The 19,467-nt window shown below is 54.5% G+C and carries 16 protein-coding genes and 1 pseudogene; 2 read left to right on the forward strand and 15 right to left on the reverse strand.

The window, feature by feature from the left end; all coding sequences use genetic code 11:
* Positions 1-88: 88 nt before the first annotated feature.
* Positions 89-1,102 carry a TRAP transporter substrate-binding protein DctP gene (gene dctP, locus N909_RS0101630; protein ID WP_162179097.1) on the reverse strand — a complete coding sequence of 338 codons (1,014 nt, stop codon included), beginning with the start codon at positions 1,100-1,102 and terminating at the stop codon, positions 89-91.
* A 129-nt stretch (positions 1,103-1,231) separates the two neighbouring features.
* Here dctP and N909_RS0101635 point away from each other — a divergent pair, with 129 nt between their 5' ends.
* Positions 1,232-2,194 carry a LysR family transcriptional regulator gene (locus N909_RS0101635; RefSeq protein WP_084167339.1) on the forward strand — a complete coding sequence of 321 codons (963 nt, stop codon included), beginning with the start codon at positions 1,232-1,234 and terminating at the stop codon, positions 2,192-2,194.
* A 627-nt stretch (positions 2,195-2,821) separates the two neighbouring features.
* On the opposite strand, the gene N909_RS0101640 is transcribed toward N909_RS0101635, so the two are convergent.
* Both N909_RS0101640 and N909_RS0101645 read right to left on the reverse strand, forming a co-directional pair.
* A complete protein-coding gene (locus tag N909_RS0101640; RefSeq protein WP_029910397.1) occupies positions 2,822-3,850 on the reverse strand; it encodes an IS110 family RNA-guided transposase in 1,029 nt (342 codons plus the stop codon).
* Positions 3,851-3,944: 94 nt separating this feature from the next.
* The gene (locus tag N909_RS0101645) at positions 3,945-4,628 is read right to left on the reverse strand and encodes a transposase (protein WP_029910400.1); all 684 of its coding nucleotides are present in this window, start codon (positions 4,626-4,628) and stop codon (positions 3,945-3,947) included.
* 217 nt (positions 4,629-4,845) lie between these two features.
* Between N909_RS0101645 and N909_RS0101650 the strand changes: the two genes are divergently transcribed.
* Positions 4,846-6,036 (forward strand): alpha/beta fold hydrolase, encoded by a 1,191-nt coding sequence (locus N909_RS0101650; protein ID WP_029910402.1) that lies wholly within the window; start codon positions 4,846-4,848, stop codon positions 6,034-6,036.
* A 414-nt stretch (positions 6,037-6,450) separates the two neighbouring features.
* Here N909_RS0101650 and N909_RS0101655 read toward each other — a convergent pair whose 3' ends face one another.
* From N909_RS0101655 to N909_RS0101705, 12 genes and pseudogenes are all read right to left on the reverse strand, one after another.
* Entirely contained in the window at positions 6,451-7,137 is a 687-nt protein-coding gene (locus N909_RS0101655) for a transposase (protein WP_029910405.1), read from the reverse strand.
* Positions 7,138-7,205: 68 nt separating this feature from the next.
* Positions 7,206-8,210 (reverse strand): annotated as a pseudogene (locus tag N909_RS0101660) (IS4 family transposase); the annotation flags it as partial.
* Positions 8,211-8,296: 86 nt separating this feature from the next.
* Positions 8,297-8,512 carry a hypothetical protein gene (locus N909_RS25145; RefSeq protein ID WP_211253906.1) on the reverse strand — a complete coding sequence of 72 codons (216 nt, stop codon included), beginning with the start codon at positions 8,510-8,512 and terminating at the stop codon, positions 8,297-8,299.
* 91 nt (positions 8,513-8,603) lie between these two features.
* On the reverse strand, positions 8,604-8,909 hold the full coding sequence (locus N909_RS0101665) for a hypothetical protein (protein WP_029910411.1): 306 nt from the start codon (positions 8,907-8,909) through the stop codon (positions 8,604-8,606).
* Between the two features lie 404 nt (positions 8,910-9,313).
* Positions 9,314-9,631 (reverse strand): DMT family transporter, encoded by a 318-nt coding sequence (locus N909_RS0101670; protein WP_029910414.1) that lies wholly within the window; start codon positions 9,629-9,631, stop codon positions 9,314-9,316.
* A 20-nt stretch (positions 9,632-9,651) separates the two neighbouring features.
* Positions 9,652-11,463 carry an allophanate hydrolase gene (gene atzF / locus N909_RS0101675; RefSeq protein WP_029910417.1) on the reverse strand — a complete coding sequence of 604 codons (1,812 nt, stop codon included), beginning with the start codon at positions 11,461-11,463 and terminating at the stop codon, positions 9,652-9,654.
* Complete coding sequence (gene uca, locus N909_RS0101680) at positions 11,460-15,071, reverse strand: urea carboxylase (protein WP_029910420.1); 3,612 nt, start codon at positions 15,069-15,071, stop codon at positions 11,460-11,462. The genes atzF and uca overlap by 4 nt, the downstream gene beginning before the upstream one ends.
* A 15-nt stretch (positions 15,072-15,086) precedes the next feature.
* Entirely contained in the window at positions 15,087-15,740 is a 654-nt protein-coding gene (locus N909_RS0101685) for an urea amidolyase associated protein UAAP2 (RefSeq protein ID WP_029910423.1), read from the reverse strand.
* Between the two features lie 12 nt (positions 15,741-15,752).
* A complete protein-coding gene (locus N909_RS0101690; protein WP_029910426.1) occupies positions 15,753-16,478 on the reverse strand; it encodes an urea amidolyase associated protein UAAP1 in 726 nt (241 codons plus the stop codon).
* Between the two features lie 108 nt (positions 16,479-16,586).
* Positions 16,587-17,390: an ABC transporter ATP-binding protein gene (locus N909_RS0101695; RefSeq protein WP_051689443.1), complete on the reverse strand. Its 804-nt coding sequence runs from the start codon at positions 17,388-17,390 to the stop codon at positions 16,587-16,589.
* A complete protein-coding gene (locus N909_RS0101700) occupies positions 17,390-18,214 on the reverse strand; it encodes an ABC transporter permease (protein ID WP_029910432.1) in 825 nt (274 codons plus the stop codon). Before N909_RS0101700 ends, N909_RS0101695 begins: the two co-directional genes overlap by 1 nt.
* Before the next feature lie 133 nt (positions 18,215-18,347).
* Positions 18,348-19,415, reverse strand: coding sequence for a putative urea ABC transporter substrate-binding protein (locus tag N909_RS0101705; protein WP_029910435.1), 1,068 nt, complete (start codon positions 19,413-19,415; stop codon positions 18,348-18,350).
* Positions 19,416-19,467 lie beyond the last annotated feature (52 nt).

Raw genomic sequence — 19,467 nt, forward strand, 5'->3', positions numbered from 1 at the left:
AACCCGGTGCCGGTGGTAGCGCATCGAGATCATTTCCGATGCGCTACGATTATTCAAAGACGTTGGAAATTGTCCGGTGAGAGACGACTCAGTTCGAAAGCTTGGTGAGCTCGGATAAAACCAGCTCGATAAAATCGGGGTTGATACCAAGTTCTTTGACAAGTGCAGGTTGGCCCATCATGAGTTTTTCGCGTGTCGCTTTGAGGACGACCGGATCGGGATCCACAGTTTCAATCCCATTCTCAGCGTTGACCCTCCGTGCTTCAAACTGAATGTCCAGCGCTGTTTTCCGCGCATCAGCGACCAAATCATTCCAAGTCTCTTCAATCAATTGCTGAATTTCGGAAGAATAACTGTTCCAAGCCTTCTTTGAAATCATCGGAACATATTGAAGGAAGGCCTGCCGGTCCTCGAACCCGTATTTTATGCCGCTGTCAAACAGCTTTGAGCTACGGACCGATTCCTGTGTACTCCAAATCCCATCAACTGTGCCTCGCTGCAACGCCTGTGGAACGTCTCCCCATGAGATAATCACTGGCGTCGCCCCGAGAGCTTTGTATCGTTGTGTCGTGGCGGCACCACCCGGCACACGCATCTTTAATCCGACCATATCTTCAGGAACCATTATTTTCTTTGAAGTCGTAAAGACACTTCCAAAACCTAAATCAAAATAGCCACCAATGACTTTCACCTGCAGTTTTGATTCGATCAACTGATTAAGCTTCTTGCCAGCAGGGCCATCCCATAATTTGCGGATCGTTTCGGCGTCTACGCCATAGAACATCGGCAAAAGCGGCACATTTGCTTCAGGAATGACTTTGGTCAGATGTTGATGGAGCGGGGCACCCATATCAATGGCACCCTGAGCCAGCGCGATTGGAACTGTAGCACCACTGTACTTTGAACCAGACGAGTAGACATTCACCTCGATCGCACCTTTCGATCGTTTGCGCAGTTCCTCAGCGAACTTGACCATCGCCTTGCTGCGAACATGCGTCGGTGCCGATTCTAACGCGATGTCAAGCTTGTAATCTGCAGCCGCCGCATTTGTACTGAGAAATGCCACCATGCTCATTAGAAGAATCGCTACAAGATTTCTCATATTTCCATTCTCCTCCATTGTTAGCTCGCCTCGCCCGTCGAGGGATCCTTTTATAGTGTCAAGTAAGCATAAATGTCTTAGCATATTTAATAAAATAATATTGCATAATAAGTGATATCACGGTATGAGATGAGTATGGTTGACTTTCGGGACATACATCTTCTTGGTGATTTCATCGTTGTGTGCCGCACACGCAGTATCAGTGCTGCAGCGCGCGAACTGAACACAGTTCAGTCCGCTGTCACTCAACGTATCCACAGACTCGAACAGGCCTGCGACACCCAACTTCTGACCCGACATTCGCGGGGCGTTTCACCAACAGGTCAGGGCAAAGTTCTCTTGCAATTTTCGGAAAAAATCGAGAGCTTATTGTATGAGGCCAATCAGGAAATGCACGATTGGCTATCATCACCCTCGGGCAAGGTTACCATCGGAATGCCGCCGTCAATCACGCCGGTTCTAGCCACACCGCTAATCGAAAATTTCACCTCTGAACTGCCTAATATTGACTTATCGGTGACTGAGGCAATGTCGGGTTACCTTGAGGGATGGCTGGAGAATGGCGACACTGATTTTTCCATTGTGTTTCAAAGACCCAGAAAAGCTGGTATCCACGCGACACCGCTTCTGGATGAAGATCTTTTCTTGATCGTAACGCCAGACCTGGCGGCGGGGTTGCCTAGTACAGTCTCAATTCAAGATATCGCTCAACTGCCCTTGGTCGCCCCCAGTCGAATGCATTCTACGCGCCACATGTTGGAGTCTGCGGCTTCTGAAGCAGGGCTGGAACTGCACGTTCTCTCAATTGATGCCGGAAATCTCTTGATTCGACAGAGTATTATCAGAAAGATGGGAATGGTGTTATCTCGAGCAGCAGCAGCACCAGAACTGGAGGCTGGAAGCCTTGTAGCGATTCCAATCACAAAACCAAAATTTACAAGAACTGCTTATCTATTAGAGAGAAGAGAGGCCTCTGGATCGCATCTTATCAATGTGGCAAGATTGCAGATTTTATCGACGGTTTCCATGTTAGTAAAACAGAGGATTTGGAAAGGAAGGCCGCGAAGTGCATTAAGTGATCCTATCGGCTAATTTTCGAATGCTGCAGCACTCTGTTTTGTCATGCATGTCCATCCGGATTGCAACGTAGTGTCCCAATGTGATGAGCCATCAAAAAAGCTCCGTTTGCGGCGCAAAAATTCGGATTAGTCGGTTGTGGCTGCTTTTTCACACGTCAGGAATGTCCACATATCGCCGAACAAAGGACATCATAGAGGCTGTCAAGAACGGCGGCGGAACTTTCCGGTAGAGCGAAAATATCCAACCTTACAGGGTCATTATTTATCCGATGTTGTTTTTCAGCCATGTCACTTTTGTCTCCTTCCTGACGGGAAAATCAGGGACATCCATGATAAGTAAAGTCAAGGGGAAAACGGAGGTTTCCCTGACCTCGCGGGCCTACTCCCGGTGGCGACTCTGTTTTTCCTTGTCCCTTGCATCCTTCGATCTTTTTGATCCGTTCTTTTGGTCCGCTAAATCAGCGACCAGACATCCATGTGCTGTCTCCGGGATATCATTCCTTCACAGAAGATTGAGTTTGGGCCAACCCGCCAGCCTTGACACACTCCCAATGTCGTGCAGCGAAGCTCACGTAGTCCCTAATCCGCAAGGCCCGGCGGGAAGATCGTTTGATGTAAAGATGATCTGTTTTTCTTCAACTCAGGCGACCTGAGATTGTCTCTCCTCAAAAGCAGTACCACGTCGATCAACGGCCAACAGATATTCAACCAGCTTGCGTGCAACAGCTAAAGTGGCTCGGTTGCAATTGCCTTTGGTCAACTCTTTTTCATGCAATTCCGCCAGTTGAATATTCCATCGTGGGGCTAGCTTAGCGGCTTCAATGAGCATGGTCTGCAGGTGCTTGTTGCGTTTTTTGGAGAGTGGCCCGCGTTGTTCTTTCCCGGCCGATTCCCGTTGTGCACTGCAGAGTCCGCAATAGCTGATGGCTTCCCGACTGGAGTGAAAGCGGGTTGGATCACCGATCTCCAACACCCAGGTCAAAGCCATGATCTCTCCAACCCCGGCAATACTCATCAAAAGCTCAACCCTCCGTCGAATCAGCTCATTCTCTCGAAGAGTCCGAACCAGTTTCTTCTGGATGGCGGTAAACAGCTCAAGATTGCTGCGGCTCAGTTGTAACAGCTCTTTGACCGAATCGGGCACAGCTTCTACCCGCCCCATCAGTTGATTGAAGTATTTGCTCCCATACAGCCGTTTTTTGTCGTAGGTCGCGCCGACCTCCATCATCAACCCGGCCATTTTGTTCTTCATCTGCGCTGCTGTGCGAACGACCATGTTCCGATAGCGAAGAGTGCGCCGCAATTCCCGTAGCTCTTCGGACATCATGTGGCATTCCGGCAGAAGATTGACGCGCAGAAGATCCGCCAACTTCTCTGCATCAGCCCGGTCGTTCTTCTTTTTGGCCGCGGTAATCGCTTTGAGCATTTCCGGGTGCGCGACTTTTAACTCAACGGCGTGGGGCTTGAGAAAATCGTAAATCCAGCCGGTAAACAGCGTTGCCGCCATGGCTCCCATCCAGGGACAAGACAATTCTGCCAGCCAGTGTCGTAGTGCGTTTCGTTCTGCGTTCACAACCCCTTGTCGAACGTTCTTTCCGCTCAGGGTTTTAATACAGAAAGCAATGGTTTTCTTGTGGACGTCCAAGCCGATGTAGTAAATACTTTCCATGGAAGCCTCCTCTCTGGGTCTGACTCGGTGCGATTGATTCGACCCTGCCGCTCATTATGAGCCGTCCGCCAGTTGGAGGCTTCCGCTTTCTTACTTATGCATTCAAACACTTCCCCGTTTTTCTAGGTCTCCCAGGCTTACGGGGCCTCAATGTGGCATCCAACTGATATTCCATGCTGTCAATAAAGTTCTCCGAGCCGAATGGGCGACCGGTGCGGGTGGCGCTACGCAGTCTGCTTTCCGCTTCCTCATCGCTGTTCAGAATGAATTCGGCATACCGGCTTCTGTCTGTTTCTTCCAACCAGGATGGCTCCTGTAAAAGATCGTCCTGAGCCAGTGTCAAATGAGCTTTTGCGCTGGACCAACGATAATCCTCGGCATAGCCCACCAGACCGACCTTGATCGGATTACGTTCAATGTACCGTGCCACGATCCAAAGATATTCGTCGTTTTCGACAATGCAGGAGAAAAAGCGATTCTGCCAAATACGACCGCTCTGATTCAGCTTACGATTGAGATATTGCGTATAGACCTGATTGGTCAAACCGACACCACGGGCAAGCGCGTTTTCTTTTTCCGGGACAACCAACAGATGAACATGGTTATCCATCAGGCAATAAGCCCAAATGTGTAAATGAAATGCTTTGCTGTACTTATCCAGCAATTGCAGGTAGGTCTGCCTGTCCTCGTCGTCGAAAAAGACAATAGAGCGGTTATTGCCGCGCTGGGTGACATGGTGAGGGTATCCGGGAGCAACGATGCGAGCGATTCTTGGCATGAGGGGAGTGTAGCGGCATTGCCGTCTTAAGACAACGGTTAAATAGGGGCAGTGTCCCTAGTTTTTCAAGTGTTTTTTTTAGCAAGACTGTTGAAGTAGCGATATATTTATAGAAGCTATTTAAGAGAGCCTGGCGAGGCTTCTCTGTCTGCCTTCAATTTTGAGGGTGGTAACCTAATTGCCTACGGGCACTATCAAAGATGATAAGGAGGAAGTGATGATGTTGTTTAAGGATGCATTGACTCGGGAGGTACGTATGAAGCAAAAAATTCTGGTAAATTTAACAATCTTGATTTCACTTTTTCTCTTTTTATCATCGATTGCAAATGCGTCAGCTCTCTGGCCTGGTGAGGAAACTATTGAGGCCGCAGGGTTCCCAGCAGTGGTTAAATTTGAAAAAGGAGACCCCAATAAGCCTTTGGTCGTTTTTGTCCCAGGAGCTCACCATACCGCGCGGGTTGCTTATGGACATGAGGGATCGCGCAAGCAAGATTTTATTCAATTTTGGCTTCATGAGCAGGGCTATAATTTTTTGGCAATTTCATACCCAATTGAAACTAAGAGCGGATTAATGAACAATACATACCCCAATTTCACCATACAAGATTGGGGGAAACAAGCTGCTGAAATTACACATAAAATCTTAATTGACAACGGATTAAGTGGTAAAGTCATTCTCATTGGATGGAGTATGGCTGGAAAAGTAGCTCAACCGTTTGGTGCGGCTGCTAAAGAAATTGGAATGGACCTTGATTTTTATATCTCCTTTGCAGCAACACCTCCGACTATCGGACTTGTTGGCATGAGTAAGAAAATTGCTATGGCACCGAGCGGTTTAGCGGATAGGTCTAAAGATGTGCCGAACTGGTACGCACAGGTCAAGGCTAATGAATCTTTAAATGGTGGTCGTGTAATTATCCCATGGAAAATATTTGAAGATGAGTATACTGGCAATATTCCTGTTCAACTCCAAGGCTATGGTCTGAGATATAAAAAAGGTGAGAAAGAGTTTGTACGTAATTTTTGGGAAGAGATCGAAGAAGCGAAACCTTATGATTATGCAAATTTTCCGCTAGTGGCAACGGTAATGCCAGCTAGTGCAGTAGATGGCCGTCATGCAATGACTGATTCTTCCGCATGGGCAGTTTATATTGCAAATAAAATTACATGGGATTACTGCAAAGGTATTGATCTGAAAAAACTTTCAGAGAGCAAATTTAGGAGTCTTACTAATTTGGTGAGGACTGCTCCACAACGCCTTTCTTCTGAAACTTTTAAGGGGAATCACTTCTTCTATGTCGGGGAGGCTGGTGCTCGTGAAGCGGTTGTTCGAATTATGACTCTGGAGCAGGAAGTTCACGCTTTTAAAGAGGAGCTGAGTGTCATTCTTGGAGTCGATATAAAATAGAAAAGTTTCAAGATATGAAGCACTGGATCTGTAATTGAGTTTTAAAGGTATGCGAATAGTGCCGATTGCCAACTGTGGGTCGGCACTATTTTTTTGACGGTTTTTTCCTTTTTTACGCAAGAAAGAATTCCAGTCCATTGCACTCCCTCAGAGCTGGTACCAATTTTTCGGACAGTGCATTAAGGTGGACAGCCACGCACTGAGGAAAGAGAGGAACCCATGGGAGATATTAGGGACACTCCCGAATGGCGCTAGTTTAAGAGCAGATGGCAGCAAAACCGGGACTGTCCCCGCACGGGGGCTGTCCCAGGTCTTTGCGGTGCTACCCCCTACAGTTTCATGGCTCGTAAACTCTTGGGACAGCCCCCCGATGCCCCTGGGGACAGTCCCGAGTTTACTGCGAAGTTGCTTAAACTAGCGCCATTCGGGACACTCCCCAGTTTTTCTAGGTCTCCCCGGCTTACGGGGCCTCAATGTGGCATTCAACTGATATTCCATGTTGTCAATAAAGTTTTCCGAGCCGAATGGGCGACCGGTGCGGGTGGCGCTACGCAGCTTGTTTTCCGCGTCCTCATCGCTGTTCAGAATGAATTCGGCATACCGGCCTCTGTCTGTTTCTTCCAACCAGGACGGCTCCTGTAAAAGATCGTCTTGCTCCAGTGTCAAATGGGCTTTGGCGCTGGACCAACGATAATCCTCGGCATAGTCCACCAGACCGACCTTGATCGGATTTCGTTCAATGTACCGTGCTACGATCCAAAGGTATTCGTCGTTTTCAACAATGCAGGAGAAAAAGCGATTCTGCCAAATACGACCGCTCTGATTCAGCTTACGATTGAGATATTGCGTATAGACCTGATTGGTCAAACCGACACCACGGGCAAGCGCGTTTTCTTTTTCCGGGACAACCAACAGATGAACATGGTTATCCATCAGGCAATAAGCCCAAATGTGTAAATGAAATGCTTTGCTGTATTTGCCCAGCAATTGCAGGTAGGTCTGCCTGTCCTCGTCGTCGAAAAAGACAATAGAGCGGTTATTGCCACGCTGGGTGACATGGTGAGGGTATCCGGGAGCAACGATGCGAGCGATTCTTGGCATGAGTGGGAGTGTAGCGGCATTGCAGCCTTAAGACAACGGTTAAATAGGGGCAGTGTCCCTAGTTTTTACCCGATCTTCGCTTGAAATTTCAAGAACGCCAGCACCAGATACGCACACAGGGCAATCCAGAGCTGAGTCATCACGGCATTGCGCGAGGTTCCCAGAAAGCTCTTGATGCGCAGGTTTTGCTTGATCCATTTGAAGAACAGCTCAATCTGCCAGCGTTCTTTGTACAATTCAGCGACCGTTGCCGCTGGAATGTCCAGCGCATTGGTCACAAATTCGTAAGTGATGTCGGTCTCCGCATCCAGATACACGACCTTGCGGAAAGTTCCCACGATGCCTTGCAGCTGAATCTGTTGATCCAAGAGGACCCCTGGACTTTTCCGGCCCCGACGCTTCTTGCCGGGAATGGTGACCGCATTGCTTTTCAGCCGGGCGACAAAGCGGACTTCTGCTTTCGTGAGCTCCTGATACCATGTGTAGTCAGTGTAGCCCCGGTCGAAAACAACGTAGGAGCCCTTGGGAAAGCCCAGTTGCCGAGCGACCTTGATTTCATGCTCCTTGCCTTCAGTCAGATCGACAAAGGCTGGCAAATAGCCGTCTGCATCCAGACCGATATGAAGTTTAGCGGCCCCTTTCTCTTTGCGGTACTTTGCCCAGGGAAACAGGGACAGCGTCAGGTCAATCATTGATGCATCCAGGAGAAAGAGCTTCTCCTTGAACTTAAACCGCTTTCGCGGTGCGCAACTCTGGCAGCGAGCCAATAACTGCTGAAACAAGGCCTCGTACATCTGATGAGGCTGTGTTTCATTCGCTCTGGCCAAGGTTGCCCGGCTGAATGGCCTGACACCAAGGTGGTAGAGCTTGCTGCCTTGAGCCGCGATATTATCGGTAATATCCCTTAGACTGTTGCGGCCGGTCAGTTGGGCTGTCAACAGGGCTATAAATTGAGTCCAACGGGAAAACGAGCGGAATTTCTGACCGGCGTGATGTTTGTTTGCCAGAGCCTGAAATTCATGTCTCGGGAAAATACGTACAATTTGAGAAAGAACAGTGCTACAATGCGCCATGGCTTGGAACTCCTTGTTTTCAATGTGATTTTGGCGAATTCATTGTAACACAAGTGGGCTCCAGGCCATTGTTTTTATTGATCAATCTATGAGACAGCAGTGAAGCTCTCTTTCGTTTCTTGAGGAATATCCCTTGCTTCTTCAAACTCTTTTACCATATCAAGAGAAGGAATGGTCGGTGTCCTGTGCTCTTCGCTATATGAGTCAGCCACCAATTGATACCAATGCTGAGTGGTATAAGCTCCGCAATGAGGGCAGCTAAATGCCGTTTTAGATATCAATGGAGTATTTTTTTCTGACATTGCTTGATTCCTTGGTTGCCCCTAACGCCGCCATAAACGGCGCGAGCTTGCGAGCGTCCGGCGACCGTAGGGAGCGAATTTAATGGCCTTGTTATGTGTTTGATTCACGGTTTGCAGCCTCAATTAGGTCGTAGCCTTTATTTTTAAACCAAATCCCAAAACAAACTGCGACTGACATTAGGATTAGCAAAACTATTAGAAAATCAGAACCATCAACGACTACCGCTATATAGTTTGATATTTTTTCTTTTTCTCCCTCAAAGAGCGCCTTACCAAAGTAAAGAAAAGGTGTTACGAAAATAGCGTATATGACACTCTCTTGGAGCTTCTCACCTAATTTCACCAAAGACTCCCCATGGGACTTTTTTACTTCCGGTGTTCTAGAATTTATATCCATATTTCTCTCTATGTCTTTGAATCAGAGGGCCCTGACACATAACGGTAAATAGACAGTCTGCATAAAACTGCAAACACAGAAAGTCAGAGCTATATAAAATCCTTTACAGAATTTCCGATAAATTTAATTTCCACCATGGATTTCATATCTTTAAAAGCATATCAACCTCTTACCTACCAGATATATACAGACTGTATAAACCGGTACAGAAGCCATCTATCGGGATTTTGATACAATTAAAAAATTCCCCCACACTTCATAACCACATCCCCAACAAAAAGAGCCGCAATCTGTAGATCCCCCAATCTCCCAAATTACGGCTTTTCATTTGAATACCTGAAAAACAACGTCTATAAAACTACACTCAAACAAGCATCATTACAAGATTTTTATATTTCAGCAATTCACCCCGAATAAAACTTCAACCCGACCAACGAAAAGATCAACACCGACAGAAAAAACATCCTTCCGAAATTGACGGGATCGCCGTAGATGGCAATCCCGAGGATGACAGTACCGATAGAACCGATGCCGGTCCAGACGGCGTAGGCGGTGCCCATGGGGATGGTCTGCATGGCGCGGGAAAGGAAATAGAGGCTTAAGCCCGCACCGAGAATGACGCCGGTATCGGGGAGGATGCGGGTGAAGTTGTCCGACGCTTTCAGGCAGGTGGCGAAAAAGACCTCGAAGATACCGGCGATGATGATGTTGATCCAGCCCATGATGATCCCTTTCGGCGCCGTCAGCCCTGTTGCGCTGTCAGGTAATTGCGCCAGCCGCCCAAGTGGGTGATCTCCTCGGCGGCGGCGATGGCCCAGGGTTCACAGATAAAACCTTTCACCGTTGAGCCATCCGCCAGGATCAGGCTGCCGATCCCCAAGGGGGCGGGAACTTCTGCGGTGAACTCGCCGAAAGCCTCGGCGGTCAGGGCCCAGACCTCGACCTCCAGCCCTGCCCCGCTAAAGTCCGGGTCACGGATCAGGCCCGGTTTGGCCGGTTTGGTTCCGGCCAGGGCGTAAAGGCGGTAGTCGCCTGCCGTTCTCGTGGTGGCCTGCAACCTGGCCCCACGTCTGGTCAGCTGATGGTTGAGGGGCTGGCCGCTCAGGTGGGCACCGACGACGGCCAGTTGTATCAGCTCATCCGCAAGGTTCTCCTTCATCTTTGATTCATCAGCCAGTGGATATTCAGTGCCCCCGACCTGGAGCGATGCGCTCTCGGCACGATGCAGGCGGTCGGCCAACCGGGCCAGGTCGCTGTCGCAAAAGGCCGGAGCAATCAGAGTCACGCCGAAGGGCAGGCCGTTGCTGGCGCGGAACCCGGCCGGGACGGCCACGGCGCTGCAGTCGAGCAGGTTGACGAAGTTGGTATAGGTGCCCAGGCGGCTGTTGAGTTCGATGGGATTTGCGGCCACATCCTCAACCCGGTAAATGGTCGGCGCGGTCGGCAGCAGCATGACATCCATCTGCTGCCATTGCCGGTTGCAGATTTTGGCGAGCTCGCGCAGGCGATACTCTCCCTTGAACGCTTCCACCCCGCTGATCCGGGTTGCCCCTTCGACAATGGTGCGCACGGTCGGGTCCATGTCCGCGCCATGTTCGGCCAGAAAGTCACCGATGGCGGCGGCCCGTTCCGCGACCCAGGGACCGGAATAGAGCAGTTCGGCACTCTGCTGGAAAGGACGATAATCGATCTCGACCCCTTCCCCGCCAAGAGCCTGTAAAGCACTGATGCTGGCGGCGTAAAGCGCAGCGGCCTCGTCATCACCGAAGAATTCGCGCTGATCCTGCGGCAGGTAGCCGAAGCGGAATCGTTCGAGGGGCAGCGAGCGCTCATGCATGGCTCTTGAATAAGGATCGCTGTCATCCTCCCCCTGCATAATCCCGCGCACCAGGTCGGCTTCACCGCAGCTGGCGGCGAACACGGTGACGCAGTCGAGGGAGCGACAGGCCGGGACCACGCCGCTGGTGCTGACCAGTCCCTTGGTGGGTTTGACCCCGACCAGATTGTTGAAGGCCGCAGGCACCCGACCAGACCCGGCGGTGTCGGTTCCCAGGGCAAAGCTGACCAACCCCGCACCGACCGCCACGGCCGAGCCGGAGCTGGACCCGCCGGAGACGTAATCGGCATCGAACACGCAGCGCGGAGCACCATGGGGAGAACGGGTGCCGACCAGACCGGTGGCGAACTGATCGAGGTTGGTCTTGCCGATCAGGATCGCCCCGGCCGCCAGCAGTTTGGCGACTACAAAAGCATCGCTGTCAGGCTGATAAGCATAAGCGGGACAGGCCGCGGTGGTGGCAAAACCCAGGCAGTCAATATTGTCCTTGACCGCAAAGGGGATGCCGTACAGCGGCAGGTTTTCCACCCCGCCGGGCTGTTCGATCAGCCACTGCGCCCGTGCCAGCAATTGCTCACGACTGGCGCGGCTGATCCAGACCGCCCGATCCGGGTAGGCAGCGCAGCGTTGCAATACCTCTTCCACCATTTCCACTGGGCTCAGACCGTTGCTATAGGCCTCGCGCAAGCGGGGAATTTCCAGACTGGCAATCTTCATGATGCGACCTCCTCCAGGACGGCCACGGCCTGCCCGGCCTGGAGCGCCTGCCCCGGCTGACAGAGCAGCTCGCGGACAATGCCGCTCTTGTGGGTTTTGATATCCAGTTCCATCTTCATCGATTCCACCACCAGCAGTGTGGTCCCGGCCGCGACCCGTTCACCGGGCTGCACCTTGACCTGCCAGACATTGCCGGGCACCGCGGCCGGGGCGATAAAACAGCCCTCGGGCACCTTGACCGGTTCGACATCGCTGAGCGGGGTATCGGGCTCGGCGACAATCTCGCTCAGGCCCAGGTCCTTCCAGCGCAGCCGCTCCGCTTCAAAGGAGCTTTGCTGATGTTGCTTGAAGGCCGCGATGGACTCATGATTATCCGCCAGGAAGCGGTTGTAATCCTTGAGGCTGAACTGATCCTCTTCAATCCGCACCTGGTATTCGCCATGAGGAAACTTGTCACGGGCGTCAAGCAGCTCTTCGGCCGAGACCGGGAAGAACCGAATCCGGTCAAAGAATTCCAGCAGCCAGGGCTTGCCCTGAGGGAAGACCTCAGTTGCACGGAAGCGATTCCACATCTGGATGGTGCGGCCGACAAACTGGTAGCCGCCCGGCCCTTCCATGCCGTAAACGCAAAGATAAGCCCCACCGATGCCGACCGCGTTCTCCGGGGTCCAGGTTCGCGCCGGGTTGTATTTGGTGGTGACCAGGCGCTGGCGCGGATCGACAGGCGTCGCCACCGGTGCGCCAAGGTAAACATCCCCCAGGCCGAGAACCATGTAATCGGCGTTGAACAGCACATCCTTGACCGCCTGCTCATCCGCAAGGCCGTTGATACGGCGAATGAACTCGATGTTGGACGGACACCAGGGGGCTTCGGGATAGACCAGTTCCTGATATTTGCGGATCGCCAGGCGGGTCTGCTCGTCATCCCACGACAGGGGCAGATAGACAGTACGGCTCGGCACCACGATTTCATCGATGGCCGGCAGTTCCTGTTCAGCAGCCGCCAGCATATCGATCAACTTGCTGCAGGGGAGCAGACGGCTATCGTAGTGAATCTGCAGGGAACGGATGCCCGGAGTCAGATCGATAATCCCGGCGATCTTCTGCTCGGTAACCCACTGCTGAAGGGTGTGGACCCGAAAGCGCAGGTTGAGATCGAGCTGGGCGGGACCGAATTCGATGAGCAGATAGTCGTCGCCGCAGCGCCGGTAGCAGGTGGCCATGTCGCCGACCTGACCATGACGCAGGATCGGACTGGCCGGATCGCCCGCAGCCTTGTTCGGGATAATAAGCTGGGGAGCCGTCGGCTTGAGCCCGGCTAGGGCGGTGTCCTGGGCCTGGCGCTGGGCCGTGGCCACAGTTTCATCGACCTGCACAAAACGCACTTTGTCCCCAGGTTTGAGCTGGCCGATCTTCCACAGATCGGCCTGAATGATGGTGGCCGGGCAGACAAAGCCGCCCAGGCTCGGGCCATCCGGACCGAGGATAATCGGCATATCGCCGGTAAAGTCGACGGTACCGATGGCATAGGCGTTATCATGAATATTGGACGGGTGCAAACCGGCCTCGCCGCCATCCTCGCGCGCCCAGTGCGGTTTCGGCCCGATCAGCCGAACCCCGGTGCGGGCGCTGTTGAAATGGACCTCGTAGGCGGTGGCGAAGAAGGTCTCGATATCCTCAGTGGTGAAGAAATCGGGAGCCCCATGGGGACCGTAAAGGACCTTGAGGGTCCAGTCGTTGGTCAGCTCGGGCAACAGTCCGGCGGCGACCGTATTCACCACCGGTGCCACCGCTCCCTCCCCTGCCACCCGCAGGACATCCCCGGCCTTGAGCACGGCCGTGGCATGGCCGCCGAACCGGCCGAGGCTGAAGGTGGCCTTGCTGCCCAGATAATCGGGGGCGTCAAACCCGTTGCGCACGGCCAGGTAGCTGCGCTGGCCGGGACCGTCGATCTCGGCCAGTTCCAGAGTCTGCCCCGGCCGCACGCTGACTGGCTGCCACATGGGGAGAGGTTCACTGTCGAGCAGCGCACGCATGGGCGCACCACCCAGGGCGATGACGGTCTCACAATTGAAGCTGAGCACCGGCCCGGTCAGGGTCATCTCCAGCCCGCAGGCCCCTTCATCGTTACCGACGATGCGATTGAGCAGGCGGAAAGAATAGTGATCCATGGGTCCGCTCGGCGGCACCCCGACATTCCAGTAGCCGAGGCGGCCCGGATAGTCCTGCAGACTGCTCTGCGCGCCGGGCAGCACCACATTGATGGTGTTGGCCTGGTAGGGGAGCGCGTCCAGGGCCTTGGTATGGACCCGCCCTTCACAGAACAGCGAGGTCGTGCTGATCTGGGTCAGGTAAGCGAGGTTGGTCTCGATGCCGTAGATGGCGCTGTGTTGCAGCACCTGCTGGAGCTTGGCGACGGCCTCGGCGCGGGTCGCCCCGCTGACGATCAGTTTGCTGAGCAGGGGATCGTAAAAGGGGGAGATCTCGCTGCCTGTTTCGACCCAGCCGTCCACCCGGCAATCTTCGGGAAAGACCACCTTGGTCAGAGTGCCGGAACTGGGCTGAAAGTCCTTGCCCGGATCTTCGGCATAAACCCGCACTTCGATGGCCGCCCCCTGCGGCTGCCGCACCAGGGAACTTAACGGCGGCAGCTCATCGGCGGCCTGGCGGATCATCCATTCCACCAGGTCGACGCCAAAGACCTCTTCGGTCACACCATGCTCGACCTGCAACCGGGTGTTGACCTCAAGGAAGTAAACCGCGTCACTGCCGGTGTCGTAGATGAACTCGACGGTTCCGGCCGAGGCATAATTCACCGCCCGCCCCAGCTGCACGGCATAGGCGGCCAGCTCGGCCCGTTGCAGGTCGGACAGGCCCGGCGCGGGAGTTTCCTCAATGACCTTCTGATTACGCCGCTGCAGGGAACAGTCGCGCTCGCCCAGAGCGATCACTTCCCCTTTGCCGTCACCGAAGATCTGCACTTCGATATGTCGGGCTTTGGCGACGTATTTTTCCAGAAAGACCCCGCTGTTGCTGAAGTTGTTCTGACTGAGCCGGCGCACGCTGGCAAACTTGCTTTCCAGTTCGGCAGCTGAATAACAGAGTTGCAGGCCGATCCCACCCCCGCCGGCGGTACTTTTCAGCATCACCGGGTAGCCGATCTGGGCCGCCGCGGCCAGCGCAGCGGGAAGATCTTCGATAAGCTCAGTGCCGGGGAGCAGCGGCACGTTACTGCTGCGCGCCAGCTCCCGAGCGGTGTGCTTCAAACCAAACTGGCTGATCTGCTCGGCCGTGGGGCCGATGAAGCGGACCCCGACCGCGTCCAGTTGGCTGGCGAAGTCAGTATTCTCACTCAAAAACCCGTACCCGGGATGGACCGCATCGACCTGATGTTCGCGGCACAGGGCGACGATTTTAGCGGCGTTGAGATAACTTTCCGCGGCCGGAGCCGGGCCGACGCAGTAAGCTTCGTCAGCCAGACGGACATGGGGCGCGTGACGGTCGGCCTCGGAGTAGACGGCCACCGCAGCGATCCCCAGCCGCCGCAGGGTGCGGATAATCCGGCAGGCGATCTCGCCGCGGTTGGCGACCAGGACTTTTTTGAACATGATCTCCCCCCGCGGTCAGGCTGCAACAGCGCCGTCCCAGACGAGGATTTCCACCGGAGTCGGGTTGTAGGCGTTACAGGGGTTGTTCAACTGCGGACAGTTGGAGACCAGGATAATAATGTCCATGTGGGCTTGCAGTTCGACGTACTTGCCTGCATCGCTGATCCCGTCCTCGAAAGTCAGGCCACCCTCGGGAGTCACCGGGACGTTCATGAAGAAATTGATATTCTCCGGGATATCCCGCTTGTCCATGCCATACTGCGGATTCTCGGCCAACGCCAGCAACCAGCTGTCGCGGCAGGCGTGCATGCATTTCTTTTCCAGGGCGTAGCGGACCGTGTTCGATTCGGTGGCGCAGGCACCACCCAGGGTGTCATGACGGCCGCAGGTATCGGCAATAATGTCGAGCATCAGGTTGCCGTCGTTGGAGAGCAGCCGGGTCCCGGCGCTGAGGTAGATGTTCCCCTGCTCGCGGATGGTATTGAAGGCGCTGTAGCGTTCGCTGGGATCGGCCGCATTATAAAAAATGGTGTCGGCGGCCTGGTTCCCCTCCATATCGAGAATCCGCACCACTTGCCCTTTTTTCACCGTTTCCATCAGGTAATCGCCGGCCGGGACCACTTTGCGCCAGGCAGCGTTGTCGACATGGTAAATACTTTCCTTGATCATGAGTTCCTCCTCTTACAGGCCAAGATGGTAAAGACGATTGTTTTCGAAACCGCGCCCGTTTTCCGGGCGGGAATTTCGGCACAGGTCGTCCTCGGTCACCGGAGCAGCCTTGCTGATCTGGTAATTGACCGGCTTGACCGGGTAGCTGGAGGCAGGGTTTAAGGGATGGGGACAGGTATGCAGCAGCACCAGGGTGTCCATCTCAAAGCGCAACACCACCGAAGCGCCGGCTTTGCTGTGATCCGGGACAAAGGTCATGCCCCCGTCGCCGTCGACAGTCACCTTGCTGAACCAGTTGACATTGCCCATCAGGTCGCGCTTGCCCAGACCGTATTTGCCCGCTTCAACCAAAAAGCTGTGGCGGCCGCTCAGGGTCCAGTCGTTGCCGCACTCCTGGTAGGAGCGCCGTCCCCATTTCTTTTCGATCATGGCGTCATCGGTATCGCCGCTGACCGTGTCGTGCCAGCCCAGGCTGTCCTCAATAATCGAGCAGAAGATCCGCCCCATATCCGAATACAGGCAATGCCCTGCGGTCAATTTGAAGGTGTGCTGGCATTTCAGGGTATCGGGCGCGTTATAGCGTTCCAGCAAATTGAGGGGATTGTAGAAGAGCATCGCCAGGTTGGCGCCGCCTTCGACATCGGTCAGGCGCAGCTGGGTGCCGCGCCGCATCAGCATGGACCAGTGGGCACCGCCGGGGATGCAGTCCTGGTAGAGAATGGATTGAGAATCGTTCATCAGGTCTCTCCTTGTCGCACAGGGTTTGTGCGCATCCGGGTCGTCCCGGGTTTGTTCCTTTATCGGCCGCGGCCATGACCGGGTCGTCCCGGCCGGAACCAACGTGATTCAGCCCGCCTGCAGTTCCGGCAGGGCGAAGCTGTCCTTGTTCTGATTTTGATAATGTTCCATGGCCCGCGCTTTGAGCGGGTCGTTGTCGTTAAGCTTGAGATCCATGGTAATGGTCGCCCCATAGTAGGGCAGTTCTTCCTCGCGGGTCCGGTGCCGGTCGAAGACGATAATCCGGTTACCCAGATGGAAGGCTTCGCGCAGATCGTGGGTGACCATGAAGACGGTCATCCCGGTTTCCCGCCAGAGCCGCAGCATCAGCTGATGGATATCGGCCCGGATGCCCGGATCAAGAGCCCCGAAGGGCTCATCCAACAGCAGCACCTTGGGCTTTTTGATCAGCGCCTGGGCAATGGCCAGCCGCTGCTGCATGCCGCCGGACAGTTCGGACGGATACTTGTCGCGCGCCGCATCCAGCCCCACGGAATCGAGGTAATGACGGCATTCCTCCAGGACCGTCCGCTTCTTGCGGCCGAACAGCTTGCCAAGCAGGGGTGCCTGGGCAAATTCCAGCCCCAGAGCGACATTCTCCTGCACGTTCAGGTGCGGAAACACCGAATAGCGCTGGAACACCACTCCCCGCTCCTGGGACGGCTCCGGGGAAATTGCCGCGCCGTCAAGAAGAATGCTCCCTTCGCTGGGTTGCTCCTGGCTGAGCAGCAGGCGCAGAAAGGTCGATTTTCCACAGCCGGACGGTCCAACGATGGACACGTAGGAACCGGATTCCACATCCAGATTGATATTTTCCAGCACCGGCTGGGTGCCGAAGCGCTTCCAGACTTTGTCCACCTTGACGTGAGACATCAACGCCCCCTTTCTGCGGCAAACCAGGGGAACAGCAGGCTTTGCGTCCGGCGCAGTAAAAAATCGAGAGAAAAGGCCAGGAAGGTGATCCAGGCCACATAGGGCAGGATCGTGTCCATGGCCAGATAACGGCGGAGCAGGAAGATCCGGTAGCCGAGACCGCTCTGGGCAGCAATGGCCTCAGCCGCAATCAGGAACAGCCAGGCCGAACCGAGAGTCAGGCGTACCGCATCGATGAGCCGCGGCCAGACCTGGGGCAGGATCACCCGCACGGCCAGCTGCCAGGAACTGGCCCCCAGGGTCTGGGCCTTGATCAGCTGTTCGCGGGGGATTTCCTCCACCCGCAGAGCGATATCGCGAATGATCACCGGGGTGATGCCGATGACGATCAACGCCACCTTGGCCACCTCACCCAGACCGAAGACAATGAACAGGATCGGCAGCACCGCCAGCGGCGGCAGCATGGAGACCACCGTGACAAAAGGCAGCAGCCCGGCCCTGAACAGGGGCAGCAGGCCGATATGCACGCCCACGGTCATCCCGAGCAAGGTGGCGACCAGCATGCCGCAACCAAGCCGCGCCAGACTGGCCAGGGTGTCGGTCCAGAGCAGGTAGTCCCCGCTGCGCTTATCCGGCTCGAAGGCGACCCGGGCAATGGCATCGGCAAAGGAATGCAGGCCGGGCAGCAGCTTGTCGTTGGGGTTCGCGGCCAGGCGGATTTCGGAACCGACGACATAAGCCAGCAGCACCAGGGCAAACGGCAGCAGAGTCAGAAAAATACTCAGATGCCGGTCGGGTTTTCGATTAATCATGCGAACTTTCATGATCAGCAGCTTTCCTTGCGCAACAGAGGTGTCAATTCATTCCAAAAGGGTCTTACATTTTGCAGGGTGGGGGAAAAACGCTTCCCCCTGCCCTGCCTGAAAAAGCCTCGGAGCAGGCCTTTCCAACATCCTGCTAAAGCTTGTATTTGGCAGCCAGTTCCATGAACGAGGTATCAAAGCGGAACTTCACATTCCCTTTGTCACCGAGAATCTTGCCGTCCGGGAAAGCAATACCGACCACATCCGGGCTGGGGGCGGCGTCGCCGAGCAGGCCGTGTTCAAAGAGGAAGTTGCGGACCGTATCCATGGTCCGGTGCAGTTGCTGACTCTGGCCGAAGTAGACGGCTTCCTCGGGACGGAAAAACATCTTGGTGCTGTTCAGCTGCATATCGTAACCGGCCAGATCGGTGCCGGAGGCCTTGCCCATGGCGGCCCGAGCCTCTTTACCGGCCGCATCATCCCGCTTCATCAACGCCATCATCTCGTACCAGGCGCCGGTCAGGGCTTTGCCGAACTCGGGATTGTCCTTGAGAACATCGGTGTTGACCACGGTCAGGTCGATAATTTCACCAGGGATATTGCTGGAATCAAAGACCTTGTGGGCATCGGGCATGGACATGATCTCGGCGACCAGCGGATTCCAGGTGACCACGGCGGTGACATCCGGCGTCGAGTAGGCGGCGATCATGTCCGCATCCGAGGTATTGATCACATTGATATCGCGCTCGCTCAGCTTGATCGAGTCAAGCGCCCGGGCCAGCAGATAGTGGGACACGGACAGTTCCACCAGATTAACCGACTGCCCCTTGATGTCAGCCAGTTTGTCGGTGCCCTTGAGGATCACCGCGTCGTTGCCGTTGGAGAAGTCGCCGACCAGCAGGGCGGTGGTATCGATCCCGCCGACGCAGGGGATGGCCAGGGTGTCCATGTTGGTCGCGGTCACCCCGTCAAAAGCGCCGGCGGTGTATTGATTGATGGATTCGATATAATCGTTGAATTGAACGACTTCGATCTCGATGCCGTATTTGTCGGCCCACTTTTTGACAATCCCCTGGGCGGCAGCTTCGCCCCAGGGCATCCAGCCGACATAAATGGACCAGGCCAGTTTGAAATGCTTGCGTTTTTCGGCAAATGCGGATGTGGACAGGGAGGCAGTCACAAAAACTGCCAGCAGAAGTGTTACAAAGATACGCTTTCTCATGGTGTCAGACCTCCTGAAATAAGTTGAGAGGGCTGACGGAGAAACCAAGGTT

Origin of the sequence: Pelobacter seleniigenes DSM 18267, from assembly GCF_000711225.1 — a bacterium.
Taxonomy (GTDB): Bacteria; Desulfobacterota; Desulfuromonadia; order Desulfuromonadales; family Geopsychrobacteraceae; genus Seleniibacterium; species Seleniibacterium seleniigenes.